The 20,155-nt window shown below is 36.9% G+C and carries 10 protein-coding genes; all 10 read left to right on the top strand.

Annotated features, from left to right (window positions below):
- The first annotated feature begins 3 nt into the window (after positions 1 to 3).
- The 10 genes from EMK97_RS03100 (at position 4) to EMK97_RS03055 (ending at position 19,922) form a co-directional block, all read left to right on the top strand.
- Complete coding sequence (locus EMK97_RS03100) at positions 4 to 360, top strand: hypothetical protein (RefSeq protein WP_130599350.1); 357 nt, start codon at positions 4 to 6, stop codon at positions 358 to 360.
- A 25-nt stretch (positions 361 to 385) separates the two neighbouring features.
- Complete coding sequence (locus EMK97_RS03095) at positions 386 to 1,957, top strand: class I SAM-dependent DNA methyltransferase (protein WP_130599348.1); 1,572 nt, start codon at positions 386 to 388, stop codon at positions 1,955 to 1,957.
- On the top strand, positions 1,947 to 3,296 hold the full coding sequence (locus EMK97_RS03090; protein WP_130599346.1) for a restriction endonuclease subunit S: 1,350 nt from the start codon (positions 1,947 to 1,949) through the stop codon (positions 3,294 to 3,296). Before EMK97_RS03095 ends, EMK97_RS03090 begins: the two co-directional genes overlap by 11 nt.
- Positions 3,293 to 4,942: an antiviral reverse transcriptase Drt4 gene (drt4, locus tag EMK97_RS03085; RefSeq protein WP_130599344.1), complete on the top strand. Its 1,650-nt coding sequence runs from the start codon at positions 3,293 to 3,295 to the stop codon at positions 4,940 to 4,942. Before EMK97_RS03090 ends, drt4 begins: the two co-directional genes overlap by 4 nt.
- Positions 4,943 to 4,982: 40 nt before the next feature.
- The gene (locus EMK97_RS03080; RefSeq protein WP_130599342.1) at positions 4,983 to 9,929 is read left to right on the top strand and encodes an AAA domain-containing protein; all 4,947 of its coding nucleotides are present in this window, start codon (positions 4,983 to 4,985) and stop codon (positions 9,927 to 9,929) included.
- 5 nt (positions 9,930 to 9,934) lie between these two features.
- Positions 9,935 to 11,329 carry a hypothetical protein gene (locus EMK97_RS03075; RefSeq protein WP_130599340.1) on the top strand — a complete coding sequence of 465 codons (1,395 nt, stop codon included), beginning with the start codon at positions 9,935 to 9,937 and terminating at the stop codon, positions 11,327 to 11,329.
- A 15-nt stretch (positions 11,330 to 11,344) separates the two neighbouring features.
- Complete coding sequence (locus EMK97_RS03070) at positions 11,345 to 14,644, top strand: type I restriction endonuclease subunit R (RefSeq protein ID WP_130599338.1); 3,300 nt, start codon at positions 11,345 to 11,347, stop codon at positions 14,642 to 14,644.
- The gene (locus EMK97_RS03065) at positions 14,644 to 16,917 is read left to right on the top strand and encodes an McrB family protein (RefSeq protein WP_130599336.1); all 2,274 of its coding nucleotides are present in this window, start codon (positions 14,644 to 14,646) and stop codon (positions 16,915 to 16,917) included. Before EMK97_RS03070 ends, EMK97_RS03065 begins: the two co-directional genes overlap by 1 nt.
- A 3-nt stretch (positions 16,918 to 16,920) precedes the next feature.
- A complete protein-coding gene (locus tag EMK97_RS03060) occupies positions 16,921 to 19,590 on the top strand; it encodes a nuclease domain-containing protein (protein ID WP_130599334.1) in 2,670 nt (889 codons plus the stop codon).
- Positions 19,591 to 19,733: 143 nt separating this feature from the next.
- Positions 19,734 to 19,922, top strand: coding sequence for a hypothetical protein (locus EMK97_RS03055; protein WP_130599332.1), 189 nt, complete (start codon positions 19,734 to 19,736; stop codon positions 19,920 to 19,922).
- The last annotated feature ends 233 nt before the right edge of the window (positions 19,923 to 20,155 follow it).

The raw sequence follows: 20,155 nt of genomic DNA, 5'->3' as shown, positions 1-20,155 counted from the left end.
ACAATGTTAATAGATACGGATTTATTATTTGATGAGCTTCAAGAATATGCCTTTTTTCATAAATGTGAAGTAAAAGCAGTAATAGATGAAAAAGTGAAATGTGAAGATGGAGAAGTTTTAGAGTTCTATGAAGATATGGAATATATCTTAGACGAATTTGATGAAATAATTATTTTGAAGAAAAAACAAACCCTTAACGATTTAGAAGCTTTTAAAGCCTTCTTAATTGAAACAAATAAGAATGAATTAATAGCTTCTGTAGAAAGTAGTATTGAAATAGCTCGAAGAGATGGAGCTTATGAAACTTTTGCATGTGTGCATGATGACACGTTTTACGATTTACATGGTTTCTCATTTTAAATGAATATATTGAAAGGTAAAGTTAATGGCAACCGCTAAAACTAAGAAAGCAACAAATACCAATTTTGAAGAAACCCTATGGGATACCGCGAATAAACTGCGTGGTAGTGTTGAATCATCAGAATATAAGCACGTAGTGCTGAGCCTTATCTTCTTAAAATTTATCAGTGATAAGTTTGAAGATAAGCGCCAAGCGTTAATCGATGGCGGTATGGGCGATTTTGTAGAGCAAGTTGAGTTTTACATGCAAGACAACGTGTTTTATTTACCAGAAGAGGCTCGTTGGTCGTTTATTCAAAAGAACATGAAGCAAGACGATATCGCTGTAAAAATTGATACCGCGTTGCACACCGTTGAAAAGAACAACCCATCATTAAAAGGTGCGTTACCTGAGAACTACTTTAGCCGTTTAGGGCTTGTTACCAGTAAGCTCGCTTCACTTATCGATACCATTAATAACATCGACACCGCTGCTAGCGAATGTGAAATGACTGAAGAAGATTTAGTCGGTCGAGTATACGAATACTTCTTAGGTAAATTTGCTGCAAACGAAGGCAAAGGCGGTGGTGAGTTCTACACGCCAAAATCAGTCGTAGCACTCATTGCTGAAATGATTGAACCATTTAAAGGCAAAATATACGACCCTTGTTGTGGTTCAGGCGGTATGTTCGTGCAATCGCTTAAGTTTATCGATAGCCATAAAGGCAACCGTAAAGATATTTCAATTTACGGTCAAGAATACACTAATACTACCTACAAGCTAGCTAAGATGAACCTTGCAGTACGTGGCATCTCAGGCAATTTAGGTGAGGTAGCAGGTGATAGTTTCTTTAAAGATCAGCATGAAGATTTAAAAGCCGATTACATTATGGCGAACCCGCCGTTTAACCAAAAACAATGGCGTGGTGATAGCGAATTAGTTGATGACTCTCGTTGGGCAGGTTTTGATGTACCACCAACCGGCAATGCTAACTATGCGTGGATCATGCACATGATCTCAAAGCTGAGTGAAAATGGCACTGCTGGTTTTGTATTAGCTAATGGTTCAATGAGCTCTAACACCGGTGGTGAAGGTGCTATTCGTCAGAAAATCATTGAAAAAGACTTAGTTGATTGCATGATCGCCTTACCGGGGCAATTGTTCTACACCACTCAAATTCCAGTGTGTTTATGGTTTATCACCAAAAACAAAAAAGAAGATACCGAGCGAGGCTACCGTAACCGCCAAGGTGAAACCTTATTTATCGATGCTCGTGATATGGGCACTATGGTTAGCCGTATTCATAAAGAGCTAACTACAGACGATATTGCGGAAATTGCTCGTACTTACCATGCATGGCGTGGAGAAGAAAAAGACGGCCAATACGAAGATAAAGCGGGTTACAGTAAATCAGCAACATTAGATGACATTAAAGCTAATGATTTTGTATTAACACCAGGTCGTTACGTTGGTGCTGCTGAGATTGAAGATGACGGCATTCCGTTTGAAATAAAAATGAAAGAGCTTAGTCAAACCCTTTACAGCCAAATGGAAGAGGCTGAGACGCTTGATAAAGCGATTCGTCAAAACTTGGAGGTGCTAGGTTATGGCGAGTAACTGGCCTTTAGTTAAGCTATCCGAGTGCGCAAGTTTTCAAGAAGGGTATGTAAACCCATCTCAAAAAAAAGAAGAATATTTTGGTGATGAAATTAAATGGCTAAGAGCAACTGATTTAAACAACGGCTCTGTATTTGAGACTTCAAGAAGATTATCAAAAGTAGGATTTGAAAGTGCTGGAAAAAGTGCTTTGTTATTTGAGCCAGAAACAATAGCAATCAGTAAGTCAGGCACGATTGGGCGTGTTGGTATTTTGAAGGACTACATGTGCGGAAATCGTGCTGTTATAAACGTGAAAGTAGATCCTAATGTAGCTGACAATAAATTTATATTTTATGTTTTAAGGTATTTTAGACCTTCTATTGAACTATTAGCCATGGGCAGTGTTCAGCCTAACTTATATACATCTGCATTAGGCACTTTAGAGTTTAATAAGCCTGATTTAAAAACCCAAAAGTCAATAAGTAAGATACTTGGGGCTCTTGATGACAAGATAGAGCTAAACAGCCAAACTAACCAAACCCTAGAGCAAATGGCGCAAGCATTATTTAAAAGCTGGTTTGTTGATTTCGACCCTGTATTCGACAACGCCCTTGCCAGCGGTGTCGCTGTCAGCGATTTTCCAGAAGCATTACAGAAAAAAGCCAAACAAAGACTTGAACAACGACAACAGTTTGAGTCGGCAGAGCCTTCAGCCACTTACAAAGCTGATGTAAAACCACTACCAGTGGATACCCTTAATCTCTTCCCAAGCGAGTTTGAACAAACCGATGAACCATCAATCGGCATCAATGGTTGGATACCGAAGGGATGGTTCCTATGTGAGTTAAGCCATTTTATTAAGTTTGCCAATGGTAAAGCTAAAAAGTCATCTGATAAGGGAAAGTATCCTATTTATGGTGCAAATGGAATTATAGGCCAGACGGATGAATCAAGGTTTAATAACGCAGTAATAGTTGGCCGTGTAGGAGCATATTGTGGAGCAATAGAATATTGCCGCAATGATTTTTGGGCATCAGATAATACGATTGTTGCGACTTCTAAATTATCAGAAGAGCATATTCCGCATATCTTATATCTCTTGAAATTTTTAGATTTGAACCAATATGCTGGAGGTGCTGCTCAACCTCTTCTCAATCAAACAACTCTTAATAGGTTGAAAATACCTTTTTCTAGCGTTGAATGCATGATGCAGTTCAACAACATTATTGATGGATTTTTATTGAAACAAGTAAAAAATAATGAGCAGAATAAAGAGTTAGCTAAGATAAGGGACATTTTGTTACCAAAACTTATCTCTGGCGAATTAACTACACCAACTACAAAGGATTGTGCATGAGCCGAATTATTGGTGACACAGACGGCAAAAGAGCTTTGTATGAAGCGCTAACACGTTATAACTATTTTCCAAACCAAAGAGCAAATGTTGGTGAGTTACCCCCTAGCATTACAACGAGGCAATTTACTCCTGAAATAGCAGAAGAACTAGCCGCCTTTGCCGACGTAGGAGAAAGACGTGGTGGCGGTTATGACCTAGTTGAATACAAAGCTACTAGGTATAACAATGTGCCTAGAATACTCGGGCTAATTCACCCCAAATCATATGCTTTGTTGGCAAAGTGCATTCACGATAACTGGGACGTACTGCAATCAGTAACAGGGAATCAAAATAGTATCATAAAGCCTGAATTTCATGAAGAAGACAAGCGCTTAATGGTAATGAACTATGAAGAACCGATGGCAAAAGTTACTCGATCTCACCAAAAAGGGTTTGCTAAACGATTTAGAGTTCAGGCTGACATAGCAAATTGTTTTAATAGTATTTACTCACATGCTATTCCATGGGCAGCTGTAGGTATTGCACAAGCAAAAGCACAAAAGAATGATCGACAAGCTTGGTTCAATCAGCTTGATATGTATCAAAGGAAAACTAAGCGCAATGAAACCCAAGGAATCCCTATTGGTTCTGCTACATCCAGCATAGTTGTGGAGCTCATTTTAGGGTGTGTAGATAAAGCATTAATCGATAAAGGATATGAGTTTTACCGTTATATAGATGACTACACTTGCTATTGTAATAGTGATGAGGAAGCTCAGCGATTCATACAAGATTTAGGTGACGAATTAGCTACTTACAAGCTTACGTTAAATCTTAAGAAAACTTTAATTGAAGACTTACCAAGTGCAGTTGAGGATACTTGGGTGTTGGAGCTCAGAGGTGCATTACCTAGTCGCTTACAAAATGCTGGTGAAAATGAGCCCAAACTTACTGCTACTGAAGTTTTAACTTTTATTAATAGAGCAATTGAAGTTAATAAAATAACACCTGATGGTAGTGTATTAAAATATGCAGTTTCACTTGTTCTGTCTCATTTTGATGACAACGCAGCCTTCTGGTTGGTAGAGCCTTTACTTAATTTGGCATGGCACTTTCCTTTGTTACTTCCGCTTTTGGATTTGATACTAGTTAATGAGCAAATTAACCCTGCTAATTATCGTTCTCAGTTAATCGAAATAATTAAAGTGAACGCTGATAAAAGGCGCTCAGACGGCATGGCTTGGCCACTACATTCATTATTAAGTGCAGGAGCTATTGTCGAGGATGGAATTGCTGACAAAGTGATTGCAAGTAAAGATTGCGTAGCAATTTGTCTTTTACTTGAAATGGGGACGCACGAACAAAAGGTTATTGACTTTGTAAATAGTTGGCTACCACAGGCGAGTGATTACGAGAAAGATAACTATTGGTTACTGCTTTACCAGTTGTATTTTAAAGGATTAATACAAGAACCGTATGGTGATGGTGTGTTCGATATATTAAAGAATAACGATGTTAATTTTATACCTGGTGAAAGTGTTTCTGATGCCGAAAATCAATGTATAGAAATTCAACAACAAATTTCTTCAGAAGCGTTAAGAAGTATATTTCCTCCAGTCCCTCAGGTCTCTAGTGAGCAATCAAATGATGAGACAGCCGAATTTTAATATGAAGAAGCAACAAGTCACTAAATAATAAGAAGTAAATATGGATATCAAGTATTGGGAAGGTGGGCTAGAGCGCCACGAAATAGATGCGATTAAAAAAATTGAGAATGTACTTAGTACCTCAAATATTCAAAAACAGAAAGGCAAAGGCACAAATAAAGGACAAGGGTTTGAAGCCCTTCAAGCGTTAAAAAAGCCGTTTAATGAAGGTTGGAAAGGGTATGCAGGTTTTCGCTTTATTAATAAAAACAAACAAGGCGAAATCGATTTATTAATCGTTACTCACTGCAACATTCTGATTGTTGAGCTTAAACATTGGAACGGTAAACCTGTAACCTCAAGTAATGGTAAGTGGTATTGGGGAGATGAAGACCGAGGTAAATCTCCTGTTGAAGTCACTCGTAATAAAGAATTTCTGTTAAAAAATTTACTAAAGCCATTTGCCGGCAGATTTAGTAATGCTAACTTCACTCCACGAGTATATTCGCTTGTGGTAATGACTGGTAGTAGTAACTTTAGTGGCCTAAATAAAAAAGAACTCGCTGAAACACTCAGTTTGAATGACTTTTGTAAGTTATGTAAAAACCAAAAATTATTTAATGATCGTTTCGATCCACATTCAAAATCAGAAGTTTTATTGAATGATGTGCCTCTCTTAGAAAAAAGCTTGTTGCTTAATGATAAAAAAGTAGAAGCTAAGCCTTTGTCTGTTGAGGGCTGGTTAGGGCAAGAACAAATTTTTGAGCACCCCAATAATGTCTATAAAGAGTTTTTTGCTCAAAGTGAAGCCGATAAAAATGATCATGCCATTATACGTAGCTGGGATTTTGATAACCTTTCTAGCCACGATGCCAAAACGCCTGATGGCCGCATAAAAATAGTCTCACGTGAACGTGAAGTATTGACTAAGATAAAACGTGAAAACAGAGAGCTTTACGAGCATTGTGTTTCATCGTTAACCATACCAACTAAAGAGAAGATCACCTCGCAATATAATGAGGTTGTTGAGCTTCCCCATGGGCATGAGCGCCTAAATGACTTTATTGCCACTTATGGTGAAAACTTATCAATTGAAGAAAGAGTTAACTTAGTTCGAGTATTAGTTGCTCGATTTGCGGACTTGCATCAACTACAACTTGCTCACCGAGACATTGGAAATCACAGTATTTGGTTTAGCACTGGGCAACGAGTTGCTCTTTCTAATTTCATATCAACATTTGCACGTAAAAAAGAAACCGTTGGTGATATTAGAGATGAGTTGTCTGTCTACAACCAAGATACTTCTTATTCTTCACCATACCACTATGACGTTGTGCGATTAGCGATTATTGCTTGGGCCATTATAGGTGCCGAGCGTTTAACGCCAAGTCTTGAAAGAACAGTTTCTGAAAAATTAGCACAATGTGACGAATGGTATGCAGAAATACTATTAAAGGCATTTGAAGGTAAAACCTTTGCTAATGCTAGTGAAATGCTCGATGCATTAGTAGAACAAGAACCGAGCAAAGAGGCTGCTTTTAGCTTTTCTAGTAAAGAGTTAGAGCGTTTTGTTAAAGCAAATAAGATAAGCAAATTACACTCAGAAATAGAAGAGATTTCGGACACTGATTCAAAGGAAGTATACAGAGCTGAAACAGGAATAGTAAAAGTATGGAATAACATCAATCCGACTGACATTAATGCTGGTCTTGGTGTACGCACACTATCGTTTTTAGAACGAGTAGAAAAATTACAGAGCCTCAACTTAAGCTTTATACCAACAGTTGTTGATTATGGTATTACTGCACGAGATAGCTCGTTGTATTTGGTTTCTGAGTGGGTTGAGGGCGAACCTTTAGACCCTTACCGAATGCGTAACAGAAGAAATGACATCGTAAAAAGCTTAATTGCTCATGTTGAGCATATGCATTCTTTAGGCTTTGCACATGGTGATCTAAAGCCTGAAAACGTCATCGTTGATAAGCAAGGCGATGTTTATATTATTGATGTTTTGGACTTTCACCATGATTCTAAAGAATTACTGAATACCGAATATAGCCCAATAGATGTTGAGAATAGTTCTGCATTTGAACGTGATAACTATGCCGTTATGAAGATAACTGCTGAGCTATTAGAAGTTGAATGGGGCACGAAAAACGACAATTTTGAAGCGATTAGTCTAGCGATTATTCATGAACTTGAAGATGTAGACTTTGGTTTTAAAGAGTTAACTCGCTTTAAAGATGCAGTTTTAAATCCTGAAAAAACAACTACGCCAACTGTTGAATTAATTAATATTGAAATTGGAAGTAATAGAGAAGGTTTTGAGCCGGTTACTATATATCCTGATAAGGGTAAGTTGTATGTCTCAATTGAAGAAAATCGTAGCAAAGGTTATGGTTTAGTCGTTGTTTTTTCAGGGCTAGGGGGCGTTCAAAAGCTTTTCTTTGATGACGCTCGTTTTGAATTTGAGCACGGATTGCGCCCTATCAAAAGTGACAGAAGTGAAGTATCTCGTAGAGATATAGAAAATGCAGTTCTTGAGCTTCCTTTTGGTCTTCGAATTTCGCAAGGTCGAGCTAGCTACTTAGATAATATTAATAGGCGCATTCGTCAGTTTTACAGTTTTGAGAACGCAGTAAAACAATTTCAGTTAAAGCAACACAAAGTAAAACCAATATCATTTGAGCCTCAAGAGCAAATTGCTGAAGTTCAAGTAAATGTTAAACCAATATCTACGAGTGAACTGTGGCAAGCAATTCTTAAAACAGAGACTGAATCACACCCTTATGTAGAGCTTACTGGTGAGCCAAGAGCTCACAAAGATAATAAAGATACGCTTATATTACCTTACGAAGCAGACAGAGATCCGCTTGACGGGTTTACAGCTAAAGATCAGGTTGAAGCGATTATTGTTGATGGTGAAGAAGATTACTTTATAGGAGAAGTTAATCTATCTGCTTCTGGATTAAATAGGGTGCAATTATCACGGTATACACCCCGAGCTTACCGTTTGAAAGAGAGTGATACCATATTCTTCCGCAGCAAAGCAGATAAGTCTTCTTTCAATAAACGAAAAAACGCCTTAACTCGTATTCTTGATCAAGACTCCGTTGTCGAAAATTTATCGGACTATTTTGAACCAGACTGCACGCTAGATCCTACAGACTACGACTTAACAGTTACTGATGAAGACTTTAAGCGTTATGACCGAGAAGACGATAACGGTAATACTATTAAGCTTAATGATAAGCAAAGAATAGCCTTTCAAAAGCTTCTTAGATTTGGTCCTCTTTCAATGCTGCAAGGCCCACCTGGCACTGGTAAAACAGAGTTTATAGCTGCTTTTGTTCATTACTTAATCGAGAAACAAGGTACTGAACGAATTTTATTGGTTAGTCAGTCTCATGAGGCTGTAAATACAGCGGCAGAACGAATTAGAAAACACTGTGGCCGTTTAAAAACGAATCTTGATGTTGTTCGGTTTAGTCGAAGTGAATCAACCATATCTCATTCATTGCGTGATGCATATTCGGACAACATTGTTAGCCAAAAAGTTGAGCAATTTGAAACTCAGTTAAAATATAGAGTGTTAAGCCTAGCTAAGTCATTAAAAGCGCCAAATGATTATTTAGAAGCCTATTTAGAGCTAGATAAACAACTTCTTTCTTTGATCACAGAGCAAGAAAATGCACTAAAAGAAATTGATGATAGTGACTTAGAAGCTAAACATAAAAAAGCGATTAAGAAACAAATTGGTGAACGAAAATCTCTTATTAATAGCAGGCTGCCTCAAAGTATACGAGTCAACAAAGATTGGCACGATAACTTAAGTGAAATTAGAGGTGGCTTAATAAAAGATCTAAACCATGAGTTTGCTATTGAGCATAATATTTCTAGTTCTGTCCAACGGTTAGTGAAACTGTCGAAAGAAATGATCAAAGTTATGCAGTCAGGCAATGCCAATATGGACGAGTTTCTTGCTCGTTCAAAACAACTGGTAGCTGGTACTTGTGTTGGTATAGGTAACTGGAATATTGATATAGCAACTAACCAGTATGATTGGATTATCATTGATGAAGCTGCTCGTTCTATTGCTAGTGAACTTGCTATTGCAATGCAAGTTGGTAAACGGATTCTTCTAGTAGGTGATCATAAGCAATTGCCACCTCTTTATACTGACCCTCATAAAAAAGCATTAGCCCGACATTTAGGTATTCCGTCTTCTAATGATATTGATGAATTAATTGAAAGTGACTTTGCTCGGGCATTTGAAAGTGGTTATGGCCAGCAAGTAGGAGCCAAGCTACTTGTGCAATACAGAATGGCACCTGCTATTGGTTCTCTTGTATCACAGTGTTTTTACGATGGTGAGCTTGAGAATGGTGATCGCAAAATTCCCGATATTTATGATGATGTACCAAATGAGATGAGCGCATTTACAACGTGGATTGATACGTCACATTTAGGCAAACAAGCTAAACACCAAGAAAAAGGCTCACGGTATAATATTTACAATGAGAAAGAGGCTGAAGCGATTGTTGGTGTGCTCAAACAAGTAGATGAGAACAAGAGCTTTTTAAGTTCGTTGTTAGAGCAAGTTAAGGAAGGTGAGGCTGCTATAGGTATCATATGTATGTATGCGGAGCAGAAAAGGTATTTAAGACGAAGAGTAAAACAGTCAGGCTTTTCTGATGAGCTAATTAAGTTACTCAATATTGATACTGTAGATAGTTACCAGGGGAAAGAGAATAGAATTATTATTCTATCTGTTACTCGTTCAGACCAAAGGCAATCATCAGGCTTTATGTACTTGCCCAACAGAATCAATGTCGCTCTTTCTAGAGCAATGGATAGGTTAGTCATTGTTGGTGATAAAAGAATGTGGCAGGGGAAAAATAGCCAACTGCCATTTGGGAAAGTGATTACCTATATGGAAGAAAATGCCAATGAAAGCTTGTATCGCTTTGTGGATGCTAAAACCAAGAAATTTAAGAAGGCGGTGTAAGGGTTATGGAAAACACAACGATTGAATTTAATGAAGTAGACTACATTGTACCTACAGAGACATTTAAAATTGAATTCTCATATTTAAGTAAACAAGGTTTCCCATTCGTTAAGGAGTTTTTACTTAAAGCTCTCTATATTTCACCACTTTCTAAGTTTGAATTGTCTTCATTCTTCGGTTTTAACCTACGAGAACTTGCGGCAGCAATCGAAGAGCCCATTAGTAAGGGTGAAATTGCGTATTCTGATGAAGGAAAGTTGTTTTTAACCCCGCTAGCTAAAGGTTATTTTTCATCACTCGATGATAAGCCTATGGTTGAAACCCCGCAGACTAAAAGTGCTTCTGTGTCTTTCGAGCTAGCTGGTTTTAATAAAGTTAAAAACCAACATCAGAATTGGCATTCAGGTCTTCGCTTAAAGGTAAACCATGAAATACAGAGTTTAAGTGAGCAACATGCAAGAGCAATGTTTACTGAACATTTTCAGCAGCTTGTTCAAAATGATGAGTTAGGTGGGTTTAAAACTCATGACAACTCACTGCCTAGCCTATATTCCGTTGATAAAGTTACCAGTAAAAAAACTATTGCTCACAGAATTAAACGAAGATTTGAGATTGATTTAGACAACCAAGTTAAACCGTTAGATCTTCGTCAGGAATACGTTAATGACGAAGCAGTGGCGCAAGAAATTTTAAATGAAACAGACAACTTTAGATTAAGCAACAACCTAAATAGTATTACTTCGGCTTGGGATGCTTTTGAAGATATGTCCATTTCACGATTTGTTCATGATGCCAGCATAGATTTTAGGGGGTTGCTCGCTGAAATGGTGGCAGGCTCATATGATAAGCCTTATGAGCTTCTATTAGGGCCTCTATACAGTAGACAACCATTGTCTGTGATTGAGAACCATTTAAAGCAACTCAAGCCTCTTAAGAAGGCACAAAAAGCAAAAGAATTATCTTGGTATGGTGCAAATACTCGTTATTGGGGAATGAGTGACGGGTTTAATACCGCTAAAGTGACTCTTATTAATTATAGTAACAAGGGAAAGAGTAAAAATTATGATTTTAAGCTTTACCTACCTTGTGACGAACATCCAAATATTGAAAGCCATGCTGGCAGGGCATGGAAACACAAATTAGGTAATTTGGAGTTTTGTGAGGGCGTTAGAAATGGATTATTTGATGGTTGTGTTGAAGTTTTAGTTTTAGAAGGAGAGTTTGCTGCCGTGAGTTATCATCTAGCTATGCCTGATATTAGCCCTGTCCATATACCTTTAGGTTTCTTCACAACAGATAAAAAGCTAATTGCCAATATTGTCAGCGTTGTTAACGAATTCCTGTCGGATTCGGTATCTCATGATAAGCCGAATTTAATTGGAAAACTTCAAACGAAGTAATAGCTGGGGGAGCATATGAAATTTACAGAAGCACAACTAGAAGCCGCTATTATTGAGTTATTGGGCGAACAAGGCTATCCGTATACATCAGGTTCAGAACTCGCTAGAGACCCTGAACAAGTAATCATTGAAAATGATTTACGTGATTATTTAGCTAGCCGTTATGCACAAGATGATATTACGTCAAATGAAATTGATACCATCATCAAGCAACTAGAAAACCTGCCAGCTAGTGACTTGTACGAAAGCAATAAAATCTTCTGTAAATGGTTAAGTGATGGCTTTTTGTTAAAACGAGAAGCTGGCAGTAAGCCTGGTGAGCCGTCTAAAAAAGACTTATATATCCAGCTGATTGACTACGATGATGTTGCACTATCGAAAAGAGAATTGATTGATTTACCAATGGTTGCTGAACAAAGTGCGCCATATAATCATGATTCTCGTGAAAGCAAACAGTACAATATTTTTAAAATCGTTAATCAGCTTGAAATTGATAGCCTATCTGCTGATAACTCAAAACGCATCCCAGACGGCATTTTATACATTAACGGCCTACCTGTGGTGGTGTTTGAATTTAAAAGTGCCATTCGTGAAGAGCAAGCCTCTATCCACGATGCCTATGTGCAGTTAACGACTCGTTATCGCCGTGATATTCCTCAGCTTTTTGTTTTTAACGCTTTATGTGTGATCAGCGATGGTGTGAATAACAAAATGGGTAACGTATTTGCGCCTTACGATTTTTATTACGCATGGCGCAAAATTACGGGTGATGAGTCAATTGAACAAGATGGCATTAATGCGCTTCACACCATGATACAAGGCTTGTTTGACAAAGAACGGCTGTGCGATGTCATTCGTAACTTTATCTACTTCCCTGATAAGTCAAAAGGTGAAGTGAAAATAGTATGCCGTTACCCACAATATTACGCAGCCAGAAAGCTTTTCGATAACATCAAAAAAGAACGTAAGGTTATTTCAGTTGATGGTAATGTTGAAGGTGGCAGTGGTAAAGGTGGTACATATTTTGGTGCTACCGGCTGTGGTAAAAGTTTTACCATGCAGTTTTTATCTCGCCTTTTAATGAAAAGTGTTGAGTTTGAAAGCCCGACTATTGTAGTTATCACTGACCGTACCGATTTGGACGATCAACTATCACAACAATTTGCTAATGCTAAAGCCTATATTGGTGATGAGCATATAGTGAGTGTTGAAAGTCGTGACCAATTAAGACAGTTACTAAAGGGTAGACAAAGTGGTGGCGTTTTCTTAACAACCATTCATAAGTTTACTGAAGATATTGAACTGTTAACCGAGCGTACCAACGTTATTTGTATCTCAGATGAAGCTCATCGCAGCCAAGTTAACTTAGACCAAAAGGTATCAATCACTGAAAAAGGTGTAAAACGCACTTTTGGCTTTGCTAAATATCTTCATGATTCATTACCAAACGCTACATTTGTTGGTTTTACCGGTACGCCAATTGATGCCACGCTAGATGTATTTGGTAAGGTGGTTGATGCCTATACCATGTCAGAGTCTGTTAAAGATGAAATTACCGTGCGTATTGTTTATGAAGGCCGTGCAGCAAAAGTATTATTGAATAACGCCAAGCTTGAAGAGATAGAAGCTTATTATAAGCAATGTGAGGAGTCTGGCAGTAACGAGCACCAGATAGAAGAGAGCAAGAAAGCGACATCGAGCATGAACTCGATATTGGGCGATCCTGATCGTATTCGTACTTTAGCTAAAGACTTCGTAGATCATTATGAGCAGCGTATAAAAGAAGGCTCAACCATCAAAGGTAAAGCCATGTTTGTGTCTAGCTCTCGTGAGATCGCATATTTGTTTTATCAAGAGCTGGAAGAAATACGCCCTGACTGGTTTGTAGTAAAAGAAGCTGAAGATATAGAGCTGTATTCAGAACAAGAGAAGAAGGGAGCCATCAGCGCTGGCAAATTAGCTAAGCCAATGGAACGTGTCAAAATGGTCATGACACGAGGTAAGGATGACCCAGAAGAACTTTATAATCTGCTAGGTACTAAAGAGTATCGTAAAGAGCTAGATCGTCAGTTTAAGAATGAAAAGTCTAACTTCAAAATCGCTATTGTTGTTGATATGTGGCTTACTGGTTTTGATGTACCATTTTTAGATACCATTTACATTGATAAACCACTTCAGAAGCACAACCTAATTCAGACTATTTCCCGTGTTAACCGTAAGTTCTCTGGTAAACATAAAGGCTTGGTTGTTGATTATATCGGCATTAAAACAGCGATGAATAAAGCGTTAGCTCAGTTCTCAAAGTCAGAAGACACTAACTTTGAAGATATCAATCAGTCGGTTATTGCTGTTAAAGATCATTTAGATCTGCTTAACCGCATCTTCCATAAATTCGATTCCTCGCCTTATTTCACTGGCAAGCCAGTGGCACAGTTAAATTGCTTAAATAATGCGGCTGAATTTGTACTATCTGTAGGCAAACTTGAGAAACGATTTATGGCGTTAGTTAAGCGCCTTAAAGCGGCTTATGATGTTTGTTGTGGTAGCGAGAAGCTATCTCAACAAGAACGTGATTTTATTCATTTCTATCTTGCTGTGCGCTCTATCATCTACAAGTTAACCAAAGGTGATGCACCTGACACAGCGCAAATGAACGCTAAAGTGCGAGAAATGATATCTGAGGCACTTAAGAGTGATGGTGTTGAAGAAATCTTCAAGCTTGGTGAAGGCGATGGTGAAATAGATATTTTTGATGAGGACTATTTAGCCAAAATCAGCAAAATAAAACTGCCAAATACTAAAATCATGCTGCTGCAAAAGATGCTTGCAAAGGCCATTGATGAGATGAAAAAGGTTAACCTTGCACAAGGTGTTGATTTTACCAAACGCTTTAAAGCCTTGGTTGATAAATATAATGAACGCAAAGAAGAAGATGTATTGGTAAGTGAAGTGCTTGAAGACTTCTCTGATGAAATCATCAATATGTTTACCGACTTAAAGACAGAGATGGACTCAAATGATGATTTGGGGATCAGTTTTGAAGAGAAAGCCTTTTATGACATTCTTAAATCATTGGCTGTTAAATATGACTTCTCTTATCCAGAAGACAAATTGATTGAGCTTGCTCAAGCGGTAAAAGAAGTTGTAGACGATAAGGCGAAGTACACAGACTGGAATAACCGAGATGATATTAAAGCAGAACTAAAAGTTGATTTAATTATGTTGCTTGCAAAATTTGGTTATCCACCAGTGAGTCGAGATGAAGTATACAAAGAGATATTTGCTCAAGCTGAAAACTTTAAGAAGAATAGATAATGAATCGCTGTATAGATGAGTTACAAGACTTCAATGATAATGATCTTTTATCATATCTTAAAAATGATTGGGATATTAACACTCACGATGAAATTGAAGTTATAGGTGAGTTAAAGCGGATTATTGGAAAAAATAATAGACCCTCCCTAGTTTTAAAAAGTGTGAAAGGACTAAATGGTGAGGCGTTAGAATACCCCATTAGCGACTTACATTACAAAGAAACTCTTTTACAAAGAGGGCTTTCTGTTGCCGGCTATGTTGATATCAATGATGACATCAACTTACTGCTTGATAAAACAAACACAGCTATTGTAAAAACCCGCTTAGAGCTAGCTTCACCATCCGAAAGGTTAAAGAACAAAAATCCACTTTTATTAGAAACCGAATACAAAAATGTACAGCTTTTAAAACAGATCGACAATAAAGACATTGCGCTGGATAAGGAAGGCAATGCCTTAATTGAAAAAACGATATATAACCAGCTTTATCAGATAAATAAAGCAAAGTTTGAACCTGAAATATTAGTAGAAATAGAATCAGAAAAAGAAAGGTTATCTAGAGAAATAAAAGAGAGTCATGAGCAAAAAAAGTTAGAAATTGAAGAAGCTATTTTAAAACTTGAACAAAACCTTAACAGCCTTACTGTTGAAGAGGAAACAGTTAAAGGTAGCTTAAGGTCTATTGAAGGGAAAGTAGCCACTACGAGTAAAAAGCTACAAGAGCAAGATAAAAGCTTAAGTCAGGCAATTCAAAAATCTAAAGTTAAAAAGACAGAGTTACTTAATGAAATACAAATTATCAAAGAGCAGTTAAAGGCAGAGAAGGAAAATCATATGAAGATGCTTGAAAAGTTAAATGCCTTTGTAAAATCTCAGGCAGATACATTATTAGGCCTAGAGTTTATAGATGAAAATATTTATAGCCAAATAGTTATGGAGCCCCAAAATGACGACAGGAGGGATTCTTTATTAAGCTTTAATGATGACTTTAAAGGCAATTACAAAACTGCTACGGCTCATATTCAAGCCTACCTCTATAACAAAGACATAATGTACCCCCGTCATATATTGGAGAATTATTTTGCGCTGCTACAGACTAATGACTTAATTATTCTTGCTGGTGAATCTGGTTCAGGTAAAACTAATTTAGTTAAATCTTTTGCCGAAGCGGTTGGTGGTGTATCTAAAATAGTACCTGTAAAACCTAACTGGACAAGTTCTGAGGATTTATTGGGGTATTACAATCCATTAGAGAAAAAATACTTATCAACGCCATTCTTAGAAGCGTTACTAGAAGCTTCACAAAATCCAGATGTTCCATATTTTATTTGTTTAGATGAAATGAATTTGGCTCGGGTAGAGTATTATTTTGCTGACTTTTTATCCTTATTAGAAGAAAGAGACGGCTCGCCTGAAATTCACCTCTATGCAGATGATGAATCTTCACACGTGTTGTCAGAGTTTAAGCACGTATTAGAAATCATTGATGAAGTTAAGTCGAAATACAAAAAGGGGAACATAATAAATTTTGTTGAATTACTCAAAGATGAAGATATAAACCAAGAGCTTAAACGTATATTTGGTTTTAGTGATAAAGACTCTTTAATTAAATATCACTCTGATTTAAGGCGAATGATTAGCGGTGTTATTAGTATTCCTTCATCTATAGTATTTCCTCAGAATGTTAGAATTATTGGCGCAATAAATATTGATGAAACAACGCATTACTTATCACCTAAAATTTTAGACAGAGCACATATCGTGAAATTTGATAGCCCGCTGTTATTTGATTGGGCTCAAATTGAATCAGAGATAAGTACTAAGCATGATGCTAACAAAGCTATTAAGTTTGAAGCACATGAATTTGATGACCGAAATAAGTACCCTCGCTTTGATAGAGAAAACGAGTTTTGCTTAACGCTAGCCGGATTAACTAAATCATTTTTTACTCCTATGGGAGTAGAAGTTGGTCTTCGAACGATAAGACAAGGCTTAAATTACCAAAATAAACTGGGAGAGTTTTCTGATAATGCCGACTTGTTTATTAACAACTTTTTTCTTCAAAAAATCTTGCCTAAGTTAACGTTTGATGGGAATAAAATGTATGGTGATAAAGAGTTAAAAGACCTATTACTTCAGTTGCAAGCTCAACTGCATCCACACATTATAAAGAGTAGAGTGATTTCGTCAGACGGAATCGATGCTTTAGAAGAATTTGAGATACTGGTTGGTAAAGCAAAAATTAACGATTGGATTGTTAATTACTGGGCTTAATAAATGGAATTACCTGGAAATATATTTGAGGCTAGATATGTCAGGATAACTTGGCAGGATAAGTCATCCGCTTTAAATATAAAAACATCAAAGGATAGTATTGAGATTATTCATGGAAGTGAAACAGATTTTGAGTTAGAAGCCACTGCTTTTAGTAAGGTAGACATAGGAGTTACAGGCCAACTAGCGTTTAGTGTGGTTGATGAAAGAATTACTGAACCTTTATGCTTTGATAAACCTAATGGCGATAGATCACAATTAATTCCTGTTATTGATAATGAAACAAAGCGTACATGGTGGGTAGAAGGTGAGATTTGGTTTAAAGGAAGTAGAGAAAGCAAGCGCAAAGACAAACGGTGGGAGTCAGAAATATTCAGAAGCGCAGGGAAGGTAAAATTAAGAGTTGGCAAATATAGCTGTTCAATTAAAATTCGCTCTCATAGCTTTACATATGATCAATTAGAAAACTATTTACAAGATTTTAAGAATGAGCTTTGGTACTTAATCCTTCATGAAACCAGTTACATATCCGCCCCAGTCAAGGAAAAACAAACTAGAATTTTAGATGATTCAGCACTTGATTACTTTCACCGTTACATTGCTTTTGTAGAAAAAATTCTAGAAAACCCTAAGCTAGAATTGCGAGAGAGCCAAGAGCAAAAGAATTTTCGTCAGGTAAAACCTACACCACGTACTTTTATGGAAATTGCTTCAAGTGGCTTTAAGACAAAACTCACAAGTAGAGCATACAAACCATCATACAATGTACCTGAAAACCAGTACGTCTTATTTACAGCTAATCGTTTGTATAATTTACTCTCGAATCTAGGAAAAGTATCGTCCTATGTATCAAAATCCCTGGATGAAAAAGTAAAAGCACAAGAAGAAAGGCTCCTTAATTTTAGTGACAACATAAAAATTAACAGACAGGCTGTAGAGTCTGATTATAAAGAGCTCAAAGAAGCTGTGCGGCAAGAACAGCACATGATTAATGTGGCACTGGCCGAGCAAACAGAAATTGATGTTTACCCAGATGACTCTCAATATTTTGATTGTGAATTAACTTTAGGATCTAAACTTCAATCTAGTGGTAACCCAACATTCTTTTTAAAGTCAGGTTTACAGCCGCTTATTAAACCTGATTATTATTTACTCTCATTTGATCATGCCTTTACACCTTTGTTGAAAGAATGGAATACATACAGGTTCAAAGGTAAAGTTTCTTATAAAATTTATAATAAAAACGATAAAAAGACCCATAAAATTTCTTTTCTGATGATTAACGACCTTGAGTTGATTAACTCTAAGAGCGAAGAAAAGCTTAACAATCTAGTGAGACAAGCTAAAAAGTTAAAAGCAAATAATTGGCTTCGCCCTATAAGTGCAAGTGAAAAAGCAGATCAGGAGCAGGAAAAAAAGGAGATTACAGCAGTAATTGAATCTGCTCGTGGTGCAATGACACGAAATGATACTTTGTCTTTGAAATTGTCGCCAACATTAAAGCGGTTGCAGAAGGTTCTTAAAAAGCTACAAGGTTTAAATATCAAACAAAGTAGCGTATTCCCTAATTCAATGTCTTTCATTCAAAACCCTAATTATCATGGAGTTCATAAACTTTACAAAGAAATTCAAACGTTGTCGGGCATAGATGAAAACTTATTTAAGGGACTGGAAGAAGCTGAAGATATTGGCATATTAAATACATCACTGATATATGAAAGGTGGTGTTTACTGCAAATCATTAAAGTGTTGATAGATAAGTTCCGGTTTGTACCAGAACAACAATGGAAAAAGAAACTTTTAGCTCAAATCATAAATGCTGAGCCAAGTAAAGTTAGAAATGTTCAGATAAAATTCGAAAATAGTAATACATATCGCCAAATTTCTTTGTGGTATGAAAAGGAATTACCTTTAAATGAAGGACAAAATACACCAAGAAGAGCTGACTATGTAATAGATGTTCATAGTTATTTTACGGTTCAACATCCCAAGAATAAAAGAATGGTTTTAGACGCCAAGTTCTATGAAAATATAAATGCGATGGGAGGGATATCTGAAGTTGTAAATAACTTATACAATTTTAAAAATTATTCTGAGTTAGGAAACAATCAAGTATTTATTTTACACCCGTCATTAGGAGCTGTTCCTGAAATTAAAACATCTCAAGGGTGGGCTGAAAATAACTACCTAGGTGAAACTCGTTTATTCGACTGGGATGAACACTACCCCAATCATCGTTATGGAGCTTTACTATTATCTCCAATCCAAAGTAAAGGTAATTATTTAGATAGCTTACAAATGTCCTTAGGTATGTTCTTACAATATGGTGTCGAGGATAATTACCTATCTATAGAAAATTTCAACGAATGGGTAATACAACAGCCAGGAATACATAGCAATCATGGTATTAACCCTATGCCTAAAGAAAAGCTATTTTGCGTTGTATGTGGTAGTACTGAACATGAATATCAGGTTAAACCAACACCACGAGGAATCAAGTGGATATGCCATTGTATTGATTGTAAGCATCAAACATTTATCAATTACTGTGGTTCTTGTGGAAATAGGATTTTTAAACATGGTAAAAGTTGGTCTTATCATGCAACTCAATCAATGCAACCTTATAATATCAAGTGTCCTAGCTGTGGCGAAATAGCATTAGAGAGAAAATAAATGAATTATACTTTGTATATTGATGAATCCGGTGATTTTGAATCACAAAATGGTCAGTGGCTAATATCCGGAGTCTTGTTTTCTGAAAGTTATTTGAAGTATTTGATGGAGAGCTTAGTGAAGCTGATTTACAAGCTTTAATTATGGCGGATGATCCCGGTGGTAGACACCCAAGAACAGCTCGTTTTTTCTGCAAAGAGGGCGAGTACTATTTTGATGCTGGGAAAACTTACGTGCTCAGTAACCAATGGGGACATGGTACGCTTGAAACCGTTGACGCATTGGCTTCTACTTATGCTGCTTTTGATATTAGCTATCATGCAACGGAGTAATTTTGCTTGAATTTGCAGTAAGAAATAATACTACTTAAAGCTAGCCTCTAGCTTTTTAATTCCTATCGCAGTATCTAACCCAAGCGCATTACAGTACTGAACGTATTCAAATACATTCAGTTTGCGCTCGCATGTTTCAACCTTGACTACAAACTGATGCGGTTCATCTAAAATCTTCCCAAGATCACGCACACTTAATCCCTGATCTGTACGAGCAGTTTTAAGCCATTCTA

Source organism: Litorilituus sediminis (assembly GCF_004295665.1).
GTDB lineage: Bacteria > Pseudomonadota > Gammaproteobacteria > Enterobacterales > Alteromonadaceae > Colwellia > Colwellia sediminis.
This window is presented reverse-complemented; position numbering and strand designations above follow the sequence as displayed.